This is a genomic window from Leptospira meyeri (assembly GCF_004368965.1).
GTDB classification, from domain to species: domain Bacteria; phylum Spirochaetota; class Leptospiria; order Leptospirales; family Leptospiraceae; genus Leptospira_A; species Leptospira_A meyeri.
In genome coordinates this window covers 1466949-1489555 of record NZ_SORO01000001.1, presented here as the reverse complement: position 1 = coordinate 1489555, position 22607 = coordinate 1466949, and the positions used below count along the sequence as shown (strand labels likewise).

Below are 22607 nucleotides of genomic sequence, written 5' to 3'. Positions count from 1 at the left end.
AAAAGAACAATGTCGTTCAGGATTCATTTGTAAAGTTTAATTTTACATGTTTGTTGTATTTTGTATTAATTTTGCCACAATTCCATAAATGCGAAAACTTCCTAACACCAATACCGGAAATCTGCCTTGGAATAGGGGCCGAAGCTCTTCATCCGTCCGCACTTTGGTGGTGATTGGTTTTAGCACTTGTGGAAGTTCCGGGAAGGCCCCAAAACCATTTCCTTCCCAAAGAATCAGGGATTGGAGGGGAAGGCCTATCAGTTGGGACAGAATCCCTTCGCGGTCCTTGTCGGGAAGGCTACCGAGAAGAAGGGAAAAGGATGGGTGGGTTTTGGCAAACTCTTGGGTGGTGGTGGCTATGGCATCTGGGTTGTGGGCCGGATCAAAAACAACTTCGGGAAAGGTTTGTAAAACTTCCATTCGACCGCGAGGTTTTTCGACTGACCCAAAGGAAATGGATTTGAGTTTTGTTGTCAGGTTGGGAACCAAATGGATTAGGGCCGCTTGGGAAAAAAGAAAGTTCGTTTCTAGATAGGTGAGTTTTTTTTCGAGAGGGAGGAAGTGAGTCTCTGTTTTTCCTTTTGAAAAATTTTGAATGAGAGTTTGTAAGGAATCATCTTCGGGATCCATCACCACTAGGTTTCGACAAACCTCTGTTATGATACCTAATTTCTCCAAACAGATTTTTTCTTTGGTATCTCCTAAAATTTCGGAATGGTCCAATCCAATTTTTGTTAAAATGACAAAATCAGCATACACTAGTTTTGTGGAATCAAGCCTTCCTCCAAGACCTGCTTCCCAAATTTCGAAATCTGTGTTTTCTTTTGCAAAATAGAGATAAGCAAAAACTGTTAGAAATTCAAAATACGAAAGTGACTGGTACCTTTCTAAGTCGGGAAGGATGGTATGTTGAAAAAACGAGTCCACATCCTCTTCTCTGGGAGCTTCTGGTTTTCCCTCTAAGAAAATTTGAAAACGTTCTAGTGGTGTTAATAAGTGAGGGGAGGTATAAAGTCCCGTTTTGTATCCAAGAAGGGACAAAAGAGAAGCAAGGTAGTGAGAAGTTGATCCCTTCCCGTTGGTGCCGACAACACTGATCCGAACCGGTTTGTGTATTTTATGTTTTGATTTTAAAAATAAAAAAAGTTCGGAAAGTTCATTTAAAGAATAATCTTTGAAAACATTGAAGTTCCTTGTTTTTTCAACGTTCTGCAAACTATGTAAAAAATCAAAAAACAACATATTGAATTCTTTTCTAATCCTTAGGTCTTAGGTGGATGCAGTAATCGATTTAACTGCGATTTTTTAATTGTTTGAAAAGGATTGATTCCACCTTCCTGATCCATTTCTGTTTTGTTTGGATATTTGTAAATAGTTCAAATTGTCTAATTCCTTGGTAGAGTAACATATGGTATCCAGGAATGATCTTTGCTTTTTTTTTCTTAGCTTGTTTTACTAATTCCGTTTCTAAAGGATTGTAAACGATATCGAATAACGTATGTTTTTTGGTGAAAAAGTCAGAGTTTAGGAGAGGTTCCCCAGAAAATCCTTTCATACCAACTGGGGTTGTATGGATGATGAGGTCATAGTTTTCAGCTTCTTCCATAGATGTTTCTTTGGTGGTGACCCCAAGCCATTCTGGATTTCCTAAAGAAAACAAGATTTCTTTGGTTGCCGCTTCATTTCTTGCAAGGATATTTACCTTTCTTTGTATCTTTCCCTTCTTTGCATTTTTTTGGAGAGACTCTGCAATCGCAAATAAGATTCCCTTTGCACTTCCTCCACTTCCTAAAACTAAAATTTGTTTTTCCTGATGTGGATCTAAAAGATTGGGATTGGCTTGGAGAATGGATCTAACGGCACCAGTTCCATCTGTATTCACAGCTTCAATTCCATCACGGAAGAGAAGGGTATTGGAAGAACCCATTGTTTTGGATGCTTCACAAACAATGTTCGCTTGTGAATAGGCCCATTCTTTGTAAGGAATGGTAACAGAAACCCCCCGTACTCCCAATTCCATCAAGGGACGAAGTCCAATCTCCTTCCAATGTTGGTTTTCAAAAACCAAATACACTCCATCATATCCAGAGAGTTGGAACAGAGTGTTATGAATCCAAGGCGAAAGGGTATGGCCTAAGGGATATCCCAAGATCCCAAATATTTCAGTGTGTTTTGAATACAAGGAAAACCTCTTTTTTTATCTTATGGACTAAACTATGGCTTACCGAAAATAGGTAATAGACAGGTACAAGATCAATGATTTCATTACCGCTTGCCGCACCATCAGAACCATGGACCATTCTCGTAGATATTTTATTCTTTTTTCTCGCATCCGCAGCCTGTGCCTATTATTTTTATTATTATAAACGAAAAGACTTACTCGGAAAATTTTGGGGATCTACATTTGTAGCAGGGATTGGAGCACTCATCGTTTTTGCAACCTTCCAAACCTACATCCGCGATATCATCATGTGGCTCATGTCACCAAAAATTGGATCTACTCAATTATCCAACGTGAACTTGGTTGCCATCTTTCTTGGTGGATTTACTGCTCTTTACATCATGAACCGAATCAACCATAACAAAGAAAGAAGAGATTGAATTCGATTTTTCATATAACTTTAAATACTTAAGAAAATTATAATAAAATCCTAGTAGAGCGAGAACAAATCCTTGTTTCCCATCTAGGATTCCCAACCGGATCCAATACATATAAAAACCTTTAAAACATGCTTTTAAAAAAGCCCAAAGTACAGAACTCGATTTTCCTTTTCTAAATTCTTCTTCCGCAAACAAACTAGAATAACGATCAATGAACTGTAAATGGTCGGATATATTTTTATAAGAATAATGATACAATGGATTCTTTAGTTTGATTGGTTTTCCGGAAAGTTTAACCCTTTCATGCACCAAACCACCGCTAAATTCTCCTGCAGTTTTTTTAAACAGACGAATTTGGTAATTAGGATAATATCCTCCAAACCGTATCCACTTTCCTAAGTAATAAGTCAAACGAGGGATGAGATAACCAACGGATTCTAATTTGTTTTCCTTAAATAATTCTATGATTTCTAGTTTTAATCCATCCGACACCACTTCATCGGCATCAATGGCAAACACCCAATCAAACTTAGTTTTTTCAATGGCAAAGTTTTTTTGGTCTGCATAGTTATCAAACTTGCGAAAGAAAACTCGAGCCCCATGAGATTTAGCAAGTTCTACTGTTTGGTCAGTAGAACCGGAATCAATGACTACGATATCTTCAATAAAGGAAAGAGCTTCGAGAGTGCGAGAGATGTTATCCTCTTCGTTGAGGGTAATGATGGCACAGGATAAAGGCAGAGGCATAAATTAAATTTGGTTGGGGTCGCGGACAGAAATGAATTTATCAGAGAGGGGAATTTCCAAACGAGCAATGGTGGAATCTTCCCCGATGATGATACGAAAGAAATTGGGGTCGATGCCTTCCCCTTTTAACATAATGAGAATGAGGGCAAGTCCAAGGCCGGCACCTTCTGTGGTATCTGCATTATCCATATAAAACTGAGCAATGTCATCATAAACCATTCCTTTTTCCAATCGTTCGCGGATTGCTTTTTCTTCTTCTTTCGCAATGGGTGTGTTGTTGATGACCTCGATGGTAATTCCATCGTCGTTGAATTTAAAATTAATTAAACAGTAGTATCCTTTTTTTTTGGCCTTCATTCCAAATTCATTGGACATCTCTTCCGAAAACATTTCCCGGTATTCTCTGACCCCTCTTGCATACTCAGAAGGGTTTAGCATACTATACCCACGTTCCTCGAAGAAGACACGTTTTTGGTTAGCTTTGCAGGCATTGATTGCCAATTCTTTGATGATAGTGTAAAGAGTTGGGACAAGAGTTGGGTAGGTGAGGCGATCCAGAATCAGACCTACGGCCTCCTTAATGTGTTCCTCAACGGATTTGGAAACCCGGTGGGTCTTTAGCGAGAGAATTTTCCCATTTTCGATGTGTAATTTGATGTGATCAGAAATCTCGCTTGTTTCCTTTCCCATACCCGAAATCTTTTCCATTCAAGTCCTTACTGTCAAGGTAACTACGACCGCTAGTATGAAAAACCGCAGGCTCCTATCCCTCACCTTATTTCTATCGGCTTTTGCCCCTACCATTCTTTTGTCCCAAAATTTGAAAATGAAATCTGTCCGGATCTGGGACAGTGAAAAATCCAATTTTAGCGGTTTTCTCGACCTAGAAGTTGTCCAAGGCAAAATTATCTCGATCAAAGAAGGAACCTCAGTTCCACATCCCAAATACTTATTACCAGGATTTTGTGATGCTTCCGTCACAATTGGTTCCAATGGGCGAGGGGGGAAGACAAGTCGCGATGAACTTTCCACCTATCTTTTGGGATATTTGGCAGCTGGGTTCAGCCATATTGAATCTGTCGCAGACCCAACACTCACACCCTTACAAAACGAAATCACTAAATCTAAATGGCTTTCTCCCATTCTCTCACAATCACAAAAGCCAGCTCTCTTTGAAGAATTATCTACAGGCGAAGGTGGCCTCTATACATCGGGACTTGTTCTTTCTTTTGATTCCAAACGCAATCGTCACCTCCCGATCTTTCTTAAAGAGGCAGAAAACCGGGGATTTTCTCAAACGGAACTTTTTGCGAAACGGAGGGAAGGAGAAGAAAAAGGGTATCTACCTATTGCTTATACTTTCGCTGATAAAACCAGTTGGGAAGATGCATTGGACACAGGTTATGCAGTCATTTTTCATCCCATGCCCGAAGGCACAAATTTATATCGAGCCCAAAAACGGGATTTCCTTTGGGCCCCTATGTTATCTGTTTTGTATCTCCAAAGTCTGAGGGCAAACCCAGAACAATGGAAGGCTGAGGTATCTCTTTGGTCCGAACTCCATTCTGTTTTTGGCTCTAGGTGGAAGGATTCTCTTTCTGTGAATGCGGATGAAGGAGAGGGGACTCTTTTTCGTGCCGATTCCTTTTCCGAATACCAGGCGACGTTCCAAGCGGAAGCAGAGATCAAACGAAACCTTCTTTTTGCAAGTGGCGCAGGCCATTGGGGGCTTTTCCCTGGTCAGGCGGCCATTGTGGAAATCCGTCTTTGGGAGTTGCTTCTGACCAAACCAAAAGAAAGAAAGTTGGATCCCGTGGCAAATCGGCCAGGGTTTTGGACCTCGGTATTTGGTTCTTTTTCGCAAAACCTCCTTCCCACAAATGCTGACCCAGAATCCTTACCGCAGATCCGCCGCGAGATCATCCAAACCTTGACTTTAAAAACCTGCTCCTATCTCGGAGCTGACCATGGCGGGAAGATCCGTACAGGTGGCCCCGCCCATTTCTCTGTTCATAACGAAAATCCTTTGAAACGTGCTTCCGGAATATTTCCAATTGAATCCATGGTATTAGGAGGAAAACTGGTTTATACCCCAAAACCCACCAAGGAAGGAACCGCAAAATGAAAGGCCCATCCTCAGAATTTGAACGTTTATTAGAAGAAAGTTTTAAAAAAAGACAATCCATCGAACCTGGCTCTCGCCATGAAGCTAAGGTAACGGCCGTTAAGAATGATTATGTGTTCATTCGAACATTAGAAAATAAAATCTTAGGAAACATCTCTACAGAAGAATGGAGAGATGAAGTTTTGCCTAAGGTTGGTGATTCACTCGTAGTTTATTTTTTGAAAGAAAACTCGGGAGATTTTTATTTTACTACCTGTTTATCTGGAGACAACCTAACAGAAGAACATATGGAGATGGCAGCTCAGTATGAAATTCCTGTTCTTGGTCAAATGTTCGTGGAAGCAAATGGAGGATGGGAAGTCAAACTCGGTAGCCATTCAGCCTTTGTTCCCTTTAGCCAATTGGATGTTTCTGTAAAAGGAAAAAATATCGCAGGCAAACGAATCAAATTTGTGATCTCAGAAATTGGGAAAAAACAAAACAAAATTGTTTTGTCTCAGAAAAAAATTGCTGATAAAGAAAGAGAAACCAAAAAACAATTGTTACGTGATGAGCTGAAAGCAGGGATGTTTGTTTCCTGTACAGTTAAAAGTATCCATAAATTCGGACTAATCGTAGATATGGATGGTTTCGATGCTTTGGTTCCTCAATCGGAAGCAACATACAAAAAAAATGCCGATCTCACCGCAGAATTTCGAGTTGGGGAAACCTTACGTGCAAAAATTCTAACTTTAGATTGGGCCACGAACAAAATTTCACTAAGCGTAAAAGATTTCCTAAGTGATCCATGGTCTGGAAAACTCCCTTTTAAAGAATCAGATATTGTGACTGGAACTTTGGAATCGATCAAACCGTTCGGTCTCTTTGTTCGGTTAGGTGATGATTTTTCTGGTCTTGTTCCGAACAAAGAAACGGGAGTTCCTTCTCGCACTCCACTCAATACCGTGTTCAATCCAGGTCAAAAATTGGAAGTTTTTGTTTTGGAGATCAATCCTGAAAAAAGGCAGATTGCATTATCAATTTCGAAGGCTGCAGAGGCAAAAGATCGGATGGAATACCAAGAATATATGTCCAAAGAGGAGAATCCGGGATCCGTTTCTAGTTTTGGATTGGCTTTGCAAAAATCATTGGAAAAAAAGAATAAAAAGTAATTCACGAATTGGAAATCGCGCTTTATCGTCCAGAAATACCCCCTAACACGGGTAATATTGCAAGACTTTGTGTCAATGTGGGGGTTCCTCTCTCTATTGTCGGGGAACCGTCTTTTGACCTATCAGAAAAAGCTGTACGGCGCGCTGGTCTTGATTATTGGAAAGATTTGGACCTCCGACGTTTTGTTGATTTTGAAGAATTTAGAAGCCAAAAAGAAGCGGAAGGGAGTCGGATTTTTCTGGTTTCTAAATTTGGATCCAAAGTGTATTGGGATGTAAACTTCCAGAAAACGGATGTTTTTTTGTTTGGGAGAGAAACCTCGGGACTTCCGGAAGAAATCCACCAGTCTTGCCCTCCAGAACATATTATTTCCTTACCTATGGCAGAGGTGAGTCGTTCGATCAATCTTTCCAACGCGGTTGCCATCGTACTTTATGAAGCACTGCGCCAAGAAAAAACACGGACTAATCCTTAAAGGATAAAACAATTTACAACTCTTCCGTTCCCGTTGAAATGGGAATATATGCCGTTCCCTCTCTCCAGAACTGAGTTAGAGAAAGAAGTGAAGACTTTGTTCTCCAATGGCCTCTCGGGGAATGTGAACGATTTTTACTCTTGGGTGTTTATGGAAACCCAGAGGAAATTTAAAGATAGCCCCAACACAACTCTGGAAAGCATCACCTCTCTTCTGGAAGAATTAATCAAAGACGGAATCATCACCACTAACCCTTTGGATCCAAGGGAATATTTTCTTGCAGAATCTTCACCTATCATTCGCAAGATGGGAACGACCGAACAGTTTGTAATTCTCGGAGCTCTTTCTTACAACCCGATGCAGTATGTTCGTGCCAGGCTTGATTATTTTCTCAAACGGAATGGGATTGCCGAAGAGTTACGAATGGATCTTTGCATTGCCACTGTGGAAGCTGTAGAAAATGCCGCAAAGTATGGTGATGGCGGCGGAGTGGAAGTGATCTTCCAGATCGATAAACACAAAACCTTTACTATAGAAATGATCAACACGGTAAAAGACTTTAATCTAGAAGATGATATTTAAAGAGGAAAGTTTTCTTCCACAGCAACTCTCATGCGTGGTATGATGGTCATGCAAAAACTTTTTGATTCAGTGGATTTAGAAATCAGCGACAATCGAAAACAAGCTATACTCAAAGCAACTCGTAAACTAACATAGGTTCCTATGGCAAATTTTAAAATGGTTTCTCCTTTTAAGGCAGCCGGAGACCAGGTCAAAGCAATCGAAGATATTGCAAAGTCCTTCGGCGAGGGTAAAAATAAAATTACACTGGTTGGTGTGACTGGTTCAGGAAAGACCTTTACTATGGCAGAGGTCATCGCTCGTGTCAAAAAACCAACTTTGATTTTGTCACATAATAAAACTCTCGCAGCTCAACTCTTTCGTGAATTCAAAGAATTTTTTCCAGAAAATGCTGTAGAGTATTTTGTCTCTTATTACGACTATTACCAACCAGAAGCTTACGTTCCTTCATCCGATACATTTATTGAAAAAGATATGTCAATGAATGAAGAGATCGACAAACTTAGGTTACGTGCCACTTCTAGTTTGCTCGAACGAGATGATGTAATCATTGTAAGTTCTGTATCTTGTATCTATGGTTTGGGTTCTCCCGAAGACTATATGAACTCTGTGGTTATGTTACGCATCGGAGACAAAATTGACAGGGACCAAATCATTCGAAAATTTCTCCATATCCAATATGCAAGAAACGATATAGACTTTAGCCGAGGTAATTTTCGTGTGCGTGGAGATACGATTGAGATTATGCCTTCATACCAAGAAGAGGGAATTCGGATTGAGTTATTCGGAGATGAAATTGACGGGCTCTCCAAAATTGATCCGCTCACTGGAAAGGTAAAAATGAAACTGGATCGAGTGGTAGTATATCCCGCAAAACACTTTATCACTTCTGGTCCTAAAATTAAAGATGCCATTGAAAAAATCAAAGAAGAGATGGCGGAACAAAAAGAAAAATTTTTAAAACAGGGTAAACATTTAGAAGCAGAACGAATTGAATCAAGAACCAATTATGATATGGAAATGTTGGTTGAACTTGGTTATTGTAGTGGAATTGAGAATTACTCTCGTCACTTAACAGGGAGAAGCGAAGGGGAAAGACCGGCTTGTTTATTAGATTATTTTCCCAACTTGGACTTTTTACTGATCATTGACGAGTCCCATGTGACGCTACCACAAATTGGAGGGATGTATGCTGGGGATAGATCCAGAAAACTAACGTTAGTTGATTTTGGGTTTCGCCTTCCGAGTGCATTGGATAACCGTCCTTTGAATTTTGAGGAATTTGAAAGACTTACTCCGATGACTTTATATGTGTCTGCTACTCCCGATCAAAATGAAATCAATAAAAGCGAAGCAGTCATAGAACAGATCATTCGTCCCACGGGCCTACTTGATCCGGTGGTGGAAGTTCGTCCGACCACAAATCAAATTGAAGATTTGCTAAACGAAATCAGACTTCGCATTGAAAAAAAAGAGCGAATTCTGATTACCACTCTGACCAAAAAAATGTCAGAAGATCTAACCGATTATTATAAAGAAGTAGGTTTAAAAATTGCATACCTACATTCGGAGATTGATACCATCGAAAGAACGGAGATCATTCGAGATTTGCGTAAAGGTGTTTATGATTGTATTGTGGGGATCAATTTACTCCGGGAGGGTTTGGATATTCCGGAAGTTTCCCTTGTCGCCATTTTAGATGCGGATAAAGAAGGTTTCCTCCGAAACTATAAATCTCTCGTCCAGACCATCGGGCGGGCTGCAAGAAATGTGAATGGTAAGGCAATTTTGTATGCTGACCGAATGACTGATTCTATGAAAAAAGCAATCAGTGAAACGGAACGTCGCCGTCTAATCCAGGAAGCACATAATAAAGCAATGGGGATTACTCCTCAAAGTATCATTAAAGAAATTCATGATATCCTTCCGCGTGAAATGGCTGAGGAGGATAGCAAAGAAGAAGCACTCAAGGAAATGGAAAAAGAGTTTACCTTGAAGAAATACAAAACCAAAGACAAGTTACGCGATGCATTAAAAAGAGAAATGTTGCGTTATGCTTCGGATTTGGATTTTGAAAAAGCGGCCATGTTTCGAGATAAGATGTTAGCACTCGGGCCCGATAAAATAGAGTCATAAGGTAGGATTTTGATTGGAAACAAATGAATTTTGGGAAAACTCAACAAAATTGGCGAGAATGGAAGACTCTCTTCCTAAACAAATTTTTCTTCTCCCCATTAAGGTAAGGCCAGTATTTCCAGGAATCATCACGCCTTTAATCGTTCCTCCCGGTCGATTCATTCAATCCATTGAAGAATCATCAAAGGGTGCTGGGTTTTTAGGCCTCATCCTTCTCAAAGAAGATGAATCTGACCTTCCCTCGGAAGATAATATTTTCCAAATTGGAGTGGTCGCTCGAATTCTAAAAAAAATTAATCTACCTGACGGTGGGATGAATATTTTAGTAAATACAATTCAAAGATTCAAAATAAATTCCATTCATACAAAAGAACCTGTGCTTCTTGCTAACGTAAGTTATCCGGAAGAGGAATTGGGTACTAGCAAAAATAATATCAAAGCCCTGATGAGAACCTTGCTTATTTTGACCAAGGAACTCGCCCAGAACAATCCTCTGTTTACGGAAGACATGAAGCTTACAATGATGAATGTGAACGAACCTGCAAAAATGGCCGATTTTGTTTGTTCGATTCTGAATTTAGAAAAAGAGGAATACCAATCTGTCATTGAAGCAATCCAAATCAATGACAGATTAGAAAAGGTTTTATTATTTCTTAAAAAAGAAATCGAGTTGGTAGTTCTTCAAAAAAAAATCCAAGAACAAATTAACGATAAAATCGATAACCAACAACGTCAATTTTTTCTCAGAGAACAACTTAAGGCCATTCAGCAAGAGTTAGGTACTGGCGAAGACAAAACAGAACTCAAATATGAAAAACTTTTAGAAAGATTAAAGTCGATACCTGTTGCAGAGGAAATCATCACTGAGGTAGATCGCGAGATTGATAAATTTAAAAACTCCGATCCTATTTCAAGCGATTACAACGTGATTCGAAATTATTTAGATTTAGTTGATTCCTTACCTTGGGAAAAACCTACCGAAAAAGATGTAAACTTAATCCACGCCAAAAAAATTCTCAATCGGGATCATCATAAACTTGAAGATGTGAAGGAAAGAATCTTAGAGTTTTTAGCCGTACACAAACTAAATCCGAAAAGTAAAGGATCGATTCTTTGTTTGGTGGGGCCGCCAGGTGTTGGTAAAACATCTATTGCTAAGTCTGTGGCAGAAGCACTAGGCAGAAAATTTTTTCGATTCTCTGTGGGTGGTGTTAGGGATGAAGCAGAAATCAAAGGGCATAGAAGAACTTATATAGGAGCCATGCCAGGGAAACTCATCAATGCATTAAAAATCACAAAAGAAAGGGACACTGTGATTCTTTTGGATGAAATTGATAAGATGTCACAAGGATACCAAGGAGATCCTCAATCAGCTTTACTAGAGGTTTTGGATCCAGAACAGAATTCGAATTTTCGTGATCATTATTTAGATTTACCTTTTGATCTTTCTGATGTATTGTTCATTGCCACTGCGAACACATTTGAACCAATTCCTCGAGTGTTATTAGATCGAATGGAAGTGATTCAGTTATCTGGTTATATCACGGAAGAAAAAGTACAGATTTTCCAAAAGTATCTTTGGAAAAAGATATTTGAAAAAAATGGATTAAATCCCGATACCTTTTCGATGAAAAAAGAAACGGTAGCACTTCTTATTAACTCCTATTCAAGGGAATCAGGTCTACGAGGACTCGAAAAAACATTTGATAAGTTAGTTAGAAAAATTGCCCTAAAACAAGTGTTAAAGGAAAAGTATTCCAAGGAAATTCGGGAAAAGGATTTGGTGGAATACCTTGGACCTCCTCCATTTGTCGATGATCGAATGACGATTCCAAAAGTTCCGGGAACGGCACTGGGTCTTGCTTGGACCAATGCAGGCGGTTCTACCTTACTAATCGAAGCAGTCCTTATCCCGGGAAAAGGTGGGATCACTCTTACAGGGCAGATGGGAAAAATGATGGAAGAGTCAGCTAACATTGCATTGTCGTTTGTTAAAAACTATGTAAACAATGATAGTTTGTTTGAAAAAAAGGCAATCCATTTACATGTTCCAGATGGCGCAACTCCCAAAGATGGTCCAAGTGCGGGGATTACAATGGCCACGGCCCTTTTGTCACTTGTAACGGATCAGGTGATTGCTCCAGGATTTGGTATGACCGGAGAACTAACATTAACTGGTGAAGTTCTTGCGATTGGTGGATTACGAGAAAAAATCGTAGCGGCCAAACGTGTGGGAGTGAAAAAAATTATTTTCCCTAAAGATAATGAAAAAGCATTTCAAGAAATTCCTGACTATGTGAAACGGGGAGTTAGTTTTTATCCTGTGACTCGTTTCGAAGAAGTTGAAAAACTAGTTTTTCCTAAATCCAAAGGTAAAAAGAAATGAACCATCAAACCAATTCTTTTCTTCTTATCCTAGAAGTATTGTATGGTCATTTAAAAGATATAATTCGTTTTTTTTGGGTTAGGCGAGTCAGATTTTTTACTTTAGGAATTGTTCTCGGGATCTTTATATCTTTTTTCTTCTTGGGTGGAGCTTACGTAGTTTGGTCTGGAGAAGAAGCACGAGTCCATAAGTCGCTAGAGAAATATAGATCAGAAGTCTCCAACTTTTATGATAGTTTCCAACCAAAGTCAGTTAAGATTTTGGACCGAAGTGGCAAAGTGATGGGAGAATTCTATAGGAGAAACTTTCGTCCGATCCGAACAGACAATTTAGGAAAACATAATGTCATCGTTTGGGCTGTTCTTTCCTCAGAGGATCGAGAGTTTTTTTCTCACTCGGGGTTGAATTATACAGCCATTGGAAGGGCTGTTGTTACTAATTTGATTCAATTTCGGTTGTCTCAAGGTGGATCTACCATCTCGCAACAGTTAGCAAAACTTACTTTAAACTTAGGAAAACGGAACTTATTCAATAAATTAACCGAACTCTATTGTACCTTCTATATCGAAAGTCAATATTCAAAAGAAGAAATTTTAGCGATGTATTTGAACCAAATATTTTTGGGAGAAGGGAATACTGGCGTAGAAGAGGCAGCAAGATATTATTTTCGAAAACCTGCATCAGAACTAAGTCCAGAAGAGGCAGCCTTACTTGTAGGAATTATTCCTGCACCAAGTGTATACAACCCTGTTAGAAATTTAGGGATAGCACTTTCGAGGCAAAAACGCGTGTTATATGATATGGCGAGGAATCCAGAACTTCATCCATCTCAAAAAGAAATACCACATAAGTTTTCCGATTCCATCGAATTGAACTTAAAGAAATTTAAAACCATCTATAAGATTAAGGAACACAAAGACGAAGAGGGAAATCCCAAGTATTCAAGTGAAATTGGAAAATATGGGGCCGATAAAGACTTCCGTGTTAATTTAGCTCCAGATTTTAATTCAGAAATTCGGCGTTTTATTTTAGAGAAGTTTTCTAACGAGGATTTGGAAGAACGTGGTCTACTTGTTTATACAACTTTGGATTTAGAAAAACAAAGGCTCGCCGAAGAAGCATTACGTGTTGGAGTGGATTCTGTCCGTGCGGATCTCACCAAACAAGAGTCAGATTATCAAACTAAAGGGAAGGTCGATTTAGCAGAAGTCACTCGTGCAATTTTACCACAGTTGAGTGGTTCCATGATCTCATTAGATCCTGAAACGGGCGATGTGGAAGCACTGGTAGGTGGTTATAAAATTTCAAACGTATTTCGATTCAATCGCGCCGAAGACGCTAGGCGACAACCAGGTTCCACCATCAAAGCACTTGTGTATGCACTAGCCTTTGAAAAACGCATTGTTAATCCGTCATCAAAAATTAAAGACGAAAAATTGGATATCTCAGGATATTCACCAAAGAATTGGTACAAAGGTTATAAGGGAGAGATCACAGTAAGGCAAGCATTGGCTCAGTCGGTGAACACAGTCTCTGTTAAGTTATTACATGAAATTGGAATTTCTTATTTTATTCAAAAATTAAGTGCGATCCTTTCTATCCCGGAGGAAGAGGCAGAAGTTCGTTTTCAAAGGAATTTATCGTTAGCACTCGGGTCTGGTGAACTCAGTCCCATGGAACTTTCTCTAGTTTATGCTACTCTTATGAATGGAGGAAGGCGAGTTACTCCAAGGAAAATTTTAAAGATCACCGATTTGGATGGGAATGAATTTTATAATACCGTTCCAAACGAGGCCGCAGAACAAATATTAGATCCAGTTGCTTGTGCAATGGCGATCAATACCTTACAATCAGTTCTAACGGAAGAAGGAACCATGACTTTGAAGAGGAAAGAAGGGGAACCTTTTTTATATGCTGGGAAAACCGGAACGGTTCAATCTCCAAAATTAACATCATCTAAATGGAAAGGTTTAAAAGGGGTTCGTGATGTCTGGTTTGCAGGCCTTACTCCAAGGAATGTGACTGTTGTTTGGGTAGGGCATGATGAAGGAGCTCCTTTCCCTGGTTCGGGATCAGGCGTTTCTGGTGGGATTTGGTATCGATTCACACAAAATGTAAAATCAAAACTTGGAATGGGGAATCAATTGATTTCAAATTTTGTTGGAGATTTTGTAAAGGTTGACGTTTGTGCTGATGACGGCACCATTATAGAATCCACTCCAGATTACATCTGTAAGGTGCCTTTGTATGCGCAGTATTACTATATTGGTGATTTACCACCCAAACGAGCAGGTTTTGTAAAACAAGAGCCATTAAACCAAAATACAAACTTAAAACCAGAACCAATGGAAGGGGACGATTCGGAAATATCTACTTATGATTCACAAGGAAGTCGTATCCAACCGACGGCTGTAGATTCAGTTGAGTTGGAACCACCTCTTATAGAAAATCGACGAGCACGTTATAACGAAGAAACTCCTTAGAAACCAAATAGTTTTCCTGGATCGACCAAAGAAATATCCAGGGTTTGTCCTTACGGATAATTTTTATAACCTGCAGTGCATCTTGGTCGCTCTTAAAAGATTTTTCTAAAATATTTCCCACGGCTTCATTTTTATAGAAGGAACGGTTCCCACCATTACCTACTTTATTAGGATGAAATAATGGGTCTAAAAAATTCCATACAGAATCGAAATCAGAATACCAAGTTAATAGCGTAAGATCTCCTTTGCCTTCTCCATTTTCTTTATACAAGGGAGCTTTTTCCATTGGCTTTAGTTTGATGGTAAGTCCAATATCTTCTAATGCTTGTTTAATGGCTCTACCTTTGGCTTGGTTTTCATCATCGCCACGCATTCGAAATTCCAATTCTGTAAATTTGATTTTTGGAAAACATTTAGATTGTTCTAGTTCTTTTTTCGCAATATCTATGTTATATGATTCGGGCGTTATAATTTTGTCTTTCGTAATTTTTTCGAAGTAGTGAATTGGAACCGGACCATAACTTATATCTGCATGATTTTCTAAAAGTTTATTGATGATAAGTTGGCGGGGAATGGAAAAATTTACGGCAGCCCGGAAGTGACTATCAAAACAAGGATTGTTTTGATTGATGGCAACATACTGAACGGATCTACCTTTTTTGGTAAGCGTAAATTCTGAATTTGCTTCAGGTAAAGAAAGAAGAAAGTCGGTGAGTTTGAATGCATCTAACTTTCCTTTGCGATATAAAAACAAAGAAGTAGAAGATTGCGGTAAGATGAGAAATCGAATTTTTTCTGGAAAGTTTTTATCATCGTCTTTTTGTCTATGGATGTCGATGTATTCATTCTTTTTCCAATCGACGAGTTTGTATTTTCCATAAGATTTGAGAGTATTCGTTTCCCATTCTTTTTTCCCAATGATAGAAGCAAAAGGTAAACTGAGTTTCTCTTTCCATTCGGTTTCCAAAGTCCCCGGTTTGAATTCTAACTCCATTTGGTTTTCAGTTAAGCGCCGGACTTTGACTAAAAACTGGTAGTCCCCTTTTCTTGGATAAGTTTCTAAAAGCAAACGAGACAAACTAAAATGAATATCATCCACAGAAGGAGCGGAGGGATCCAATTGAAGCCACCAAAGGTTCTTTGTTGGATGCGAGATTTTTTTGTAGGAATGAATCCAGGGAGAGCGGAAACCTTCTGGATTTTGTATCCAAAGACCCTGGTGGATGAATTTTGCCAATTTTTGACCCGATAAATCGGTAATATGGAGTGGATCCAAATGGGCAGGGTCTGAAGGAAGTGCCACTTTTAGATCAAATTCGGAAGTTTCCTTCCGGCAAAAAGTGAGGGACAAGAGAAAGAAAACGAGGGATAAGGTTCTCATACGTGAAGATTTACCGAAAACTCTGGCCATACTTGGCAAAATACAAATACAGACTTAGCCTCGGTGTTTTCCTGTCTATATTTGTTTCCATTTTTAATGGGGCCTCCCTCACGTCTCTCATTCCGATTTTTGACTCTTTGGGAACCGGTGAAAATTACAAGTTTCAAATCGCATTAACGAAAAAGGACCAATCCCTCCTTTCGGAATATAAAAAACCCGATCATCTGGAAGGACTCAAATATTGGGAATGGCAATTCGCAAACCTAAAGCAGAAGACAAACGAAGAACTTGCAGATAAAAAACCAGATGACTTGGTTTATCTATTTTGTCTCATCATTTTACCAATTTATTTTTTGAAATTAATTTGCCTTGCGGGAACGGTCTACTTTGTCAACTCAGCGGGACTTCTTGCGGTCAGTGACCTCAGGCAAGCATTATATAAAAAACTACAAGTATTGCCACTCAATGAGTTTTATCGTGAAAAAACCGGCGTTCTTATGAGTCGAGTGATCAACGATGTTGATATTGTTGGTAAGGTCGTTTCGAATGATTTGAAAGATGCAATCAATGATTTCTTTTATATCGTGACACATTTAATGATCTTACTTGTGTTAAGCTGGAAATTGTTTTTTTTATTGTTTATTGTAATTCCTTTAATCGTAGGTCCTGTAAGCACATTCGCTGATCGAATTAGAAGGACAACGAAGAATCAACAGGAACAATTGTCAGAATTAAACGGCGATCTTCAAGAGGTCATTTCTGGAATTCGAGTCATCCGAGCATTTTCCATGGAGGACAAAGAAGCAAATCGATTTTTAAAAGTAAATCAGAATCTATCGGACAAAACTTTTAAAACTCATTTTTATCATCAAATTGGACCCGCCTTAACTGAGTTATCTGGTTCCGTAGTGACGATGGTTTTTTTAGGAATAGGTGCATATTTATTAGAAGATTCCAGCTTTTCTAAAGGGATGTTTATCGCTTTTTTTCTAACATTGATATTCCTGATGCGTCCATTGAAACAAATGAGTATTCTTGTAAATCTAATCCAAGCTTCGGTCATTGCAAGCGATCGAGTGTTCGAAATCTTAGGAAGAAATGTTGATATTAAAGAACCAAACACACCTAACCAATTGGGTCCACTTTCAAAATCCATTGAGTATAAAAATGTTTCTTATTTGTATCCAAACACTGAAATTTATGCATTAAAGAATATCAATCTTACGCTACCACGAGGGGGAACTATTGCAATTGTTGGTTCTTCTGGAGCTGGAAAATCTACGTTAGTTGACCTTTTGCCGAGATTAATTGATCCTAGTGAAGGTGGAATATTTTGGGATGAGGTGAATGCAAAGGACCTAAGTTTAGATAATTTGCGGAAACGGATTGGAGTCGTTTCACAAAATATTTTTCTATTTAACGGTTCAGTTCGCGAAAATATTGCTTTTGGAAAACCCGATGCTTCGGAAGAAGAAATTAGACGCGCTGCTGAGGACGCATTTGCTTCAGAGTTTATTGAGGGTTTTGAAGAAGGTTATGATACCATTGTTGGAGAACGTGGTGTTATGTTGTCTGGAGGACAAAGGCAAAGGATATCCATTGCAAGAACTTTACTTGCCAATCCGGAAGTATTGATTTTGGATGAAGCTACTTCTGCCTTAGACACTGAATCGGAACGTTTGATCCAACAGGCATTCGTTCGATTGTATGAAAATAAAACTGTTATTATTATTGCACACCGTTTATCGACAGTTAAAATTGCAGATACAATCTATTATTTAGAAAATGGTGAAATAGTGGAAAGTGGTAGCCACGCAGATTTACTTAAAAACCAGAATTCTAAATACAAACGTTTGTATGATATGCAGTTTTCTGGTTCCACCTAACTAAAAGATAGGTAGTATTTAAGCCAGCTTACTTGTTCCGCAGTTAGGGCAAAACTTTGCATTTGGTACAGCAACAAACGAACCACAGTTAGAGCAAGTCCAGTTTTCATTGATCTTAGGAGAACTTAAAACAGTTACATTTGTCTTCTTGATTTTTAATTCCAATTCAACGGAATCCAAAGCTTCTATATATGGCAGTGATTGGATTTGGAACTCTTCTTCTGTTAATTTTCCTGAGTCAAAATCAGAACGAATGTCTTTGAGTGAATCGAGAAGGTTTCTTTTTTTTTCAGCAATTGGTTTGAGATGGGCATCTTCATCCTTTCCGAATGGAGATTCATCCAGTCGAAATCGGTAGTGAAATAACAAAAAGGGAGCGATCAGAATGATTCCAAAAACGAGACAATACAGATACAAGAGAAAATCCATACGTTCAGAATTTGGACTTTTTATTTTTAGGCAATCTCTTTATCTTTGGTCATAGAAGAGATTTTACACTTATGGCCGTTACAAACTCACTGATTGAAGAAAAATTAAAAACTGCAGAAGAAGTGGCAGCACTTCTACCTCAACATGTCACTTTAGGCTGTTCTGGATTTACACCAGCAGGATACCCAAAACTCATTCCGGTTGCCTTTGCTAAAAGAATCGAAGAAGAAAAACTAAAAGGAAAAGATTTTTCTATTAACTTGTATGCCGGAGCCTCCACCGGAGAAGAATTAGATGGTGCTTTGGCAAGGACGGGTGCCTTAAAATTAAGAATTCCCTATCAGTCTAATTCTCATCTTCGAAATCTCATCAACCAAGGGGAAACAGATTTCATCGATATGCACTTATCTCATGTTGTAAAATACATTGAACATGGGATTTTGCCAAAAATTGATGTTGCAATTGTCGAAGCCATTGATGTTACCGTCGATGGAAAAATTTATCTTTCTACTTCATCTGGTATGAGTGCAACATACATCCGCAATGCGGAGTCCATTTATGTTGAGTTGACTGATACACATCCCTTAGAATTAAAGGGATACCATGACATTTATCTCCCAAACCATCATGATAAGGGACTTCCAATCAATATACTGACACCAGGAGATCGAATTGGATTACCATACATCCAAGTTTCTCCCGATAAAATCAAAGGGATTGTTCGTTCCAGTAAACCTGATGCGGCAACTGTTTTTAAAACTCCAGACGAAGATTGCCAGAACATTGCGGCTCATGTATTATCTTTTATACAACATGAAATTAAAATGGGAAGAATTCCAAAAGAATATCTTCCATTCCAAAATGGAGTAGGAAATATTGCTAACGCAGTTCTTGCCAGTATGGCAAAAGATCCAAATTTTCATTCAATACAAATGTATACGGAAGTGGTTCAGGATTCTGTTTTTGATTTAATCGATGCAGGGAAATTGGAAATTGCATCTACGTCTGCATTGACTTTCTCTGAAGCTGGATTAAAAAGATTTCATGAAAATATTGTCGAATGGAAATCCAAGTTTGTCATTCGCCCGCAAGAAATATCCAACCATCCTGAAGTGATTCGACGAATGGGACTTATCGCGATGAATACTGCCATCGAAGTTGATATTTACGGAAATGTAAACTCCACTCACGTGATGGGGACATCAATGATGAACGGGATTGGTGGTTCAGGTGATTTTACGAGAAATTCTCACTTATGTATTTTTATGACGCCGTCGCTTGCTAAAGATGGAAATATTTCTGCTGTGGTTCCAATGGTTTCTCATACAGATCACAACGAACATTCGACAATGGTTTTTGTCACCGAACATGGGTTGGCTGATCTAAGAGGATGTCCTCCTAAAAAAAGAGCAGAACTGATTATCAACAATTGTGCTCATCCCATTTACCGGGATAAACTTCGCGAATATTATGAAAATGCCTTACGTGTTTCTAAAGGGAAACATACTCCGCATGATTTGGAGCGAGCTCTTTCTTGGCATGTACAATTTTTAAAAACAGGAAGTATGAAGTGATTGCAGTTGTTGGTTCTGGGATTGCAGGACTGACTGCCGCTTGGGCCATAGGTAAATTTAAAGATGTGACTTTATTTGAAAAACATCCTGAGATTGGTATGGCAGCATTTGGCGCTAAACAAGTGATTGATGGAGGAGAGGTTGAGTTTGATATCCCTTTCAGAACGATCAAACGCGACTATTACCCAACTCTATTTCAAGTTTACGAAAAAGCAGGAATAAAAACAAGACCAGTTGATTATTCCTTCCGAGTTGAATCCAATGGCGATTCTGTCTTTGGATTTCGATCCCATCAAATTTTTGGTATTCCATTTGGAATTCCGACGGTTGACTCATTTGTTTCATGGAAGGGACGCAGAATTTTTTCCGACTTATTAAAGTTTTATGCTAATGCAAAAGATGATTGGAAACGAGAAAGTAGCAATATTTCAATTTTAGATTTTCTTGTCAAATATGGTTATTCTAACGAATTTATCTATGAATTTTTACTCCCAACCTTTGCACTTGTGAATACTTGTAAAACTGAAACTGTGGGTGCTTATCCAGCAGAAACAATTATAGGATATCACTCTCGAGGATATTCTTATACACCACAAGAAACGGCAAGTTTGGGAACAAGGGATATCGTAAATCGCCTTACGAAAAATTTAGAAAACGTGACCTTGAATGCCGACATCCAAAAGATTTATAAAAAAGATGGTAAAGCAATCATACAGTTTACCGATCAAGAAAAAACATTTGATCACGTGATCCTTTCTACACAAGCAAACCAAGGAAAAGATCTACTTGGCTTTGGATTTGAGTTAGAAAAAGAGATTCTAGGTGAATTTCGTTATGAATCTAGTGATGTTGTTTTACATACTGACGAGTCGTATTTTTTAAATCCATCTGTCTCTTTGGTGTTTAAGATTAGAGATGGTTATGATAAACCAGAAGTCACTTTGGACTTAGGTAGAATTATCCCCGAGCTTAAAGGTAAAAAAATATTCCAAACATGGAATCCTCACAAACTTCCTAAGGACGGAGATATATTGAAGATTGCGAAGTTTGAAAGACCAATCATGGATGACCGAACAGCAAAGGCCATTCAAAGGATCACAGCTTTACATTCTGAACCGGACCGTAATCTTTGGTTGTGTGGGTCTTATTCTCTTTATGGAATTCCTCTTTTAGAGGCAGGTGCAAAATCTTCTTTACTCATCGCATCCCAGTTGCTCAATCAAAACATAGATGACTTGATTCAACATTGATAAAGAGTTTTTATTTTTCAAAAACGTAGTAATGGTATCTAAGACATAAATGTTTGATAAACCAATTTAAAAGGAAACCAAAAGTTTTTAGAGATGTGGGCAATTTTTCTGAATATTTAATAAACCCATATAGAACGGGTTTTGTCCAATCCTCTTCTTTTATTTTTTCGAACCCAATTGATTTTAATTCCTGAGCGGTTTCTTCTAATAACTTTAAATTCCCTTTGGGAATGAGAAAGGGAAGATACAACCACCAAAAGGGTTTCATTTTTTTTTCTGTAATTTGAAAGTGTGTGAATACAAGTCTTCCTCCTGGTTTTAAAACTCGATAACTTTCACGATAGAACTCATTTAAGTTTTTAAAATGATAGGAGGCATCTAAAGAAAAAACATAATGATAGCTGGAGGCATCCAATGTTTTTATTTCTTCCCAACTCCCTTCTAAAAAAGGAGAAATAGCTACCTTATTTTCAGTAAACAGTTGTTTTGCGAAATCGGATTGTTCTCCAGGTAAATTGATGGCAGATAATTTTTTTGGATTGTACTTTTTTGCAAAGTAAACCAAACTCCCACCAAGTCCCGAACCAACTTCTAAAATTTTCGTTTTTTCTTTTAACTGACAACGTTCGGCAAACTCAGATACAAACCGAAGTCCTGCTGTTTCATAAGAAATTTCTCCATCCCAAAACCCGAAATTGGAAAGATAAAAGGGGGACGACTGGGGAAGAACGGAGGCGGGTGATTTTGAGAAAGGGAAGGGTGTCATTTTTTGCTTGATTGAATCTTATACCCTGCCGGGTATATACTATGAGCCTTTCGGAAAACCAAACCAAACTGATCCATCGTATCAATCGAATCCAGGGACAGCTGGAAGCAATCAAGAATACCATCACGACGGAAGAAAAAGATTGCGAAAAAGCAATTTTACTTTTAAAAGCCGCCCACCAAGCCATGAAAAAATTTGGCGAGGCTTACATCCACGAATACATGGATACCTGCTTTAAAGAGAAAAAATCCGTTCAGAATATCGAAACAGATGTAAAAAAAGCCATTACAGCCGCATTCTCTCTCTAACTCCCCTCTCCCCACTTAAAAAATCATAAAAGCGCTTGCCATATATACCCCATAGGGTATATATGGCTTTAGGATCTATATACTATAGGGGGTATGGTAATGTTTCTGGCTTCAACAAAAACTTGGTATTTGGAACGAGTGGTGTATTTCATCGCTGGGTTATTCAGTTTAGTGGGAGTATCACTCGGAACCTTTGTTTCGCCTTGGTGGTATTTATTGAATCTGCTTGTGGGTGTAAACTTGGTTGTTTTTTCAACCGTTGGTTTTTGTCCAATGGCAATTCTTTTAAACAAACTTGGTTTTGAACCGAAGGTTAGGGACTAAAC

20 protein-coding genes are annotated in these 22607 nt (G+C 38.6%); 13 read left to right on the top strand and 7 right to left on the bottom strand.

Features of this window, described 5'->3' with window-relative positions; all coding sequences use genetic code 11:
• Positions 1–42: 42 nt before the first annotated feature.
• Together CLV96_RS06880 and CLV96_RS06875 are read right to left on the bottom strand one after the other, a co-directional pair.
• A complete protein-coding gene (locus CLV96_RS06880; RefSeq protein WP_004786748.1) occupies positions 43–1242 on the bottom strand; it encodes a Mur ligase family protein in 1200 nt (399 codons plus the stop codon).
• A gap of 49 nt (positions 1243–1291) precedes the next feature.
• On the bottom strand, positions 1292–2182 hold the full coding sequence (locus CLV96_RS06875) for a shikimate dehydrogenase family protein (protein WP_004786034.1): 891 nt from the start codon (positions 2180–2182) through the stop codon (positions 1292–1294).
• 74 nt (positions 2183–2256) lie between these two features.
• Here CLV96_RS06875 and CLV96_RS06870 point away from each other — a divergent pair, with 74 nt between their 5' ends.
• Positions 2257–2601, top strand: a complete 345-nt coding sequence (locus tag CLV96_RS06870; RefSeq protein ID WP_040917277.1) for a hypothetical protein — start codon at positions 2257–2259, stop codon at positions 2599–2601.
• Here CLV96_RS06870 and CLV96_RS06865 read toward each other — a convergent pair.
• A complete protein-coding gene (locus CLV96_RS06865) occupies positions 2506–3348 on the bottom strand; it encodes a glycosyltransferase family 2 protein (RefSeq protein WP_004786342.1) in 843 nt (280 codons plus the stop codon). The genes CLV96_RS06870 and CLV96_RS06865 overlap by 96 nt on opposite strands.
• A 3-nt stretch (positions 3349–3351) precedes the next feature.
• Positions 3352–4056 carry a hypothetical protein gene (locus tag CLV96_RS06860; RefSeq protein ID WP_004785405.1) on the bottom strand — a complete coding sequence of 235 codons (705 nt, stop codon included), beginning with the start codon at positions 4054–4056 and terminating at the stop codon, positions 3352–3354.
• A 37-nt stretch (positions 4057–4093) separates the two neighbouring features.
• On the opposite strand from CLV96_RS06860, the gene CLV96_RS06855 reads away from it, so the two are divergent.
• From CLV96_RS06855 to CLV96_RS06825, 7 genes are all read left to right on the top strand, one after another.
• The gene (locus CLV96_RS06855) at positions 4094–5473 is read left to right on the top strand and encodes a hypothetical protein (RefSeq protein WP_004785306.1); all 1380 of its coding nucleotides are present in this window, start codon (positions 4094–4096) and stop codon (positions 5471–5473) included.
• Positions 5470–6624, top strand: a complete 1155-nt coding sequence (locus CLV96_RS06850; protein ID WP_004784347.1) for a S1 RNA-binding domain-containing protein — start codon at positions 5470–5472, stop codon at positions 6622–6624. Before CLV96_RS06855 ends, CLV96_RS06850 begins: the two co-directional genes overlap by 4 nt.
• Before the next feature lie 8 nt (positions 6625–6632).
• Positions 6633–7100, top strand: coding sequence for a tRNA (cytidine(34)-2'-O)-methyltransferase (locus CLV96_RS06845; RefSeq protein ID WP_035982892.1), 468 nt, complete (start codon positions 6633–6635; stop codon positions 7098–7100).
• Positions 7101–7148: 48 nt separating this feature from the next.
• Positions 7149–7682, top strand: coding sequence for an ATP-binding protein (locus tag CLV96_RS06840; RefSeq protein ID WP_243836426.1), 534 nt, complete (start codon positions 7149–7151; stop codon positions 7680–7682).
• 141 nt (positions 7683–7823) lie between these two features.
• Positions 7824–9818, top strand: coding sequence for an excinuclease ABC subunit UvrB (uvrB, locus tag CLV96_RS06835; protein WP_004785856.1), 1995 nt, complete (start codon positions 7824–7826; stop codon positions 9816–9818).
• A 58-nt stretch (positions 9819–9876) separates the two neighbouring features.
• A complete protein-coding gene (gene lon, locus CLV96_RS06830) occupies positions 9877–12204 on the top strand; it encodes an endopeptidase La (protein WP_243836500.1) in 2328 nt (775 codons plus the stop codon).
• Positions 12201–14687, top strand: coding sequence for a transglycosylase domain-containing protein (locus tag CLV96_RS06825; protein ID WP_004784564.1), 2487 nt, complete (start codon positions 12201–12203; stop codon positions 14685–14687). Before lon ends, CLV96_RS06825 begins: the two co-directional genes overlap by 4 nt.
• Here the strand turns inward: CLV96_RS06825 and CLV96_RS06820 are convergent.
• Positions 14644–16068 (bottom strand): ABC transporter substrate-binding protein, encoded by a 1425-nt coding sequence (locus tag CLV96_RS06820; protein ID WP_004787503.1) that lies wholly within the window; start codon positions 16066–16068, stop codon positions 14644–14646. The genes CLV96_RS06825 and CLV96_RS06820 overlap by 44 nt on opposite strands.
• Before the next feature lie 2 nt (positions 16069–16070).
• Here CLV96_RS06820 and CLV96_RS06815 point away from each other — a divergent pair, with 2 nt between their 5' ends.
• The gene (locus CLV96_RS06815; protein ID WP_040917278.1) at positions 16071–17954 is read left to right on the top strand and encodes an ABC transporter ATP-binding protein; all 1884 of its coding nucleotides are present in this window, start codon (positions 16071–16073) and stop codon (positions 17952–17954) included.
• Between the two features lie 18 nt (positions 17955–17972).
• On the opposite strand, the gene CLV96_RS06810 is transcribed toward CLV96_RS06815, so the two are convergent.
• Positions 17973–18383, bottom strand: coding sequence for a zinc ribbon domain-containing protein (locus tag CLV96_RS06810; RefSeq protein WP_040917279.1), 411 nt, complete (start codon positions 18381–18383; stop codon positions 17973–17975).
• A gap of 71 nt (positions 18384–18454) precedes the next feature.
• Between CLV96_RS06810 and CLV96_RS06805 the strand changes: the two genes are divergently transcribed.
• Together CLV96_RS06805 and CLV96_RS06800 are read left to right on the top strand one after the other, a co-directional pair.
• The gene (locus tag CLV96_RS06805; RefSeq protein ID WP_004785617.1) at positions 18455–19957 is read left to right on the top strand and encodes a succinate CoA transferase; all 1503 of its coding nucleotides are present in this window, start codon (positions 18455–18457) and stop codon (positions 19955–19957) included.
• Positions 19954–21207 (top strand): NAD(P)-binding protein, encoded by a 1254-nt coding sequence (locus CLV96_RS06800; protein WP_004787534.1) that lies wholly within the window; start codon positions 19954–19956, stop codon positions 21205–21207. The genes CLV96_RS06805 and CLV96_RS06800 overlap by 4 nt, the downstream gene beginning before the upstream one ends.
• A gap of 10 nt (positions 21208–21217) precedes the next feature.
• Here the strand turns inward: CLV96_RS06800 and CLV96_RS06795 are convergent, their stop codons facing one another.
• Positions 21218–21973 (bottom strand): SAM-dependent methyltransferase, encoded by a 756-nt coding sequence (locus tag CLV96_RS06795; RefSeq protein ID WP_004784829.1) that lies wholly within the window; start codon positions 21971–21973, stop codon positions 21218–21220.
• Between the two features lie 41 nt (positions 21974–22014).
• Here CLV96_RS06795 and CLV96_RS06790 point away from each other — a divergent pair, with 41 nt between their 5' ends.
• Positions 22015–22281: a metal-sensitive transcriptional regulator gene (locus tag CLV96_RS06790; RefSeq protein ID WP_004786149.1), complete on the top strand. Its 267-nt coding sequence runs from the start codon at positions 22015–22017 to the stop codon at positions 22279–22281.
• Positions 22282–22380: 99 nt separating this feature from the next.
• Positions 22381–22605: a YgaP-like transmembrane domain gene (locus CLV96_RS06785; RefSeq protein WP_040917280.1), complete on the top strand. Its 225-nt coding sequence runs from the start codon at positions 22381–22383 to the stop codon at positions 22603–22605.
• Positions 22606–22607: the final 2 nt, after the last annotated feature.

Coding starts and splice junctions, on each gene's coding strand:
- CLV96_RS06865 (WP_004786342.1), bottom strand. CDS start 3,348: ATGCCTCTGCCTTTATCCTGTGCCATCATTACCCTCAACGAAGAGGAT.
- CLV96_RS06870 (WP_040917277.1), top strand. CDS start 2,257: ATGATTTCATTACCGCTTGCCGCACCATCAGAACCATGGACCATTCTC.
- CLV96_RS06825 (WP_004784564.1), top strand. CDS start 12,201: ATGAACCATCAAACCAATTCTTTTCTTCTTATCCTAGAAGTATTGTAT.
- CLV96_RS06785 (WP_040917280.1), top strand. CDS start 22,381: ATGTTTCTGGCTTCAACAAAAACTTGGTATTTGGAACGAGTGGTGTAT.
- CLV96_RS06855 (WP_004785306.1), top strand. CDS start 4,094: ATGAAAAACCGCAGGCTCCTATCCCTCACCTTATTTCTATCGGCTTTT.
- CLV96_RS06790 (WP_004786149.1), top strand. CDS start 22,015: ATGAGCCTTTCGGAAAACCAAACCAAACTGATCCATCGTATCAATCGA.
- CLV96_RS06805 (WP_004785617.1), top strand. CDS start 18,455: ATGGCCGTTACAAACTCACTGATTGAAGAAAAATTAAAAACTGCAGAA.
- CLV96_RS06795 (WP_004784829.1), bottom strand. CDS start 21,973: ATGACACCCTTCCCTTTCTCAAAATCACCCGCCTCCGTTCTTCCCCAG.
- CLV96_RS06860 (WP_004785405.1), bottom strand. CDS start 4,056: ATGGAAAAGATTTCGGGTATGGGAAAGGAAACAAGCGAGATTTCTGAT.
- lon (WP_243836500.1), top strand. CDS start 9,877: ATGGAAGACTCTCTTCCTAAACAAATTTTTCTTCTCCCCATTAAGGTA.
- CLV96_RS06880 (WP_004786748.1), bottom strand. CDS start 1,242: ATGTTGTTTTTTGATTTTTTACATAGTTTGCAGAACGTTGAAAAAACA.
- uvrB (WP_004785856.1), top strand. CDS start 7,824: ATGGCAAATTTTAAAATGGTTTCTCCTTTTAAGGCAGCCGGAGACCAG.
- CLV96_RS06820 (WP_004787503.1), bottom strand. CDS start 16,068: ATGAGAACCTTATCCCTCGTTTTCTTTCTCTTGTCCCTCACTTTTTGC.
- CLV96_RS06810 (WP_040917279.1), bottom strand. CDS start 18,383: ATGGATTTTCTCTTGTATCTGTATTGTCTCGTTTTTGGAATCATTCTG.
- CLV96_RS06840 (WP_243836426.1), top strand. CDS start 7,149: ATGCCGTTCCCTCTCTCCAGAACTGAGTTAGAGAAAGAAGTGAAGACT.
- CLV96_RS06850 (WP_004784347.1), top strand. CDS start 5,470: ATGAAAGGCCCATCCTCAGAATTTGAACGTTTATTAGAAGAAAGTTTT.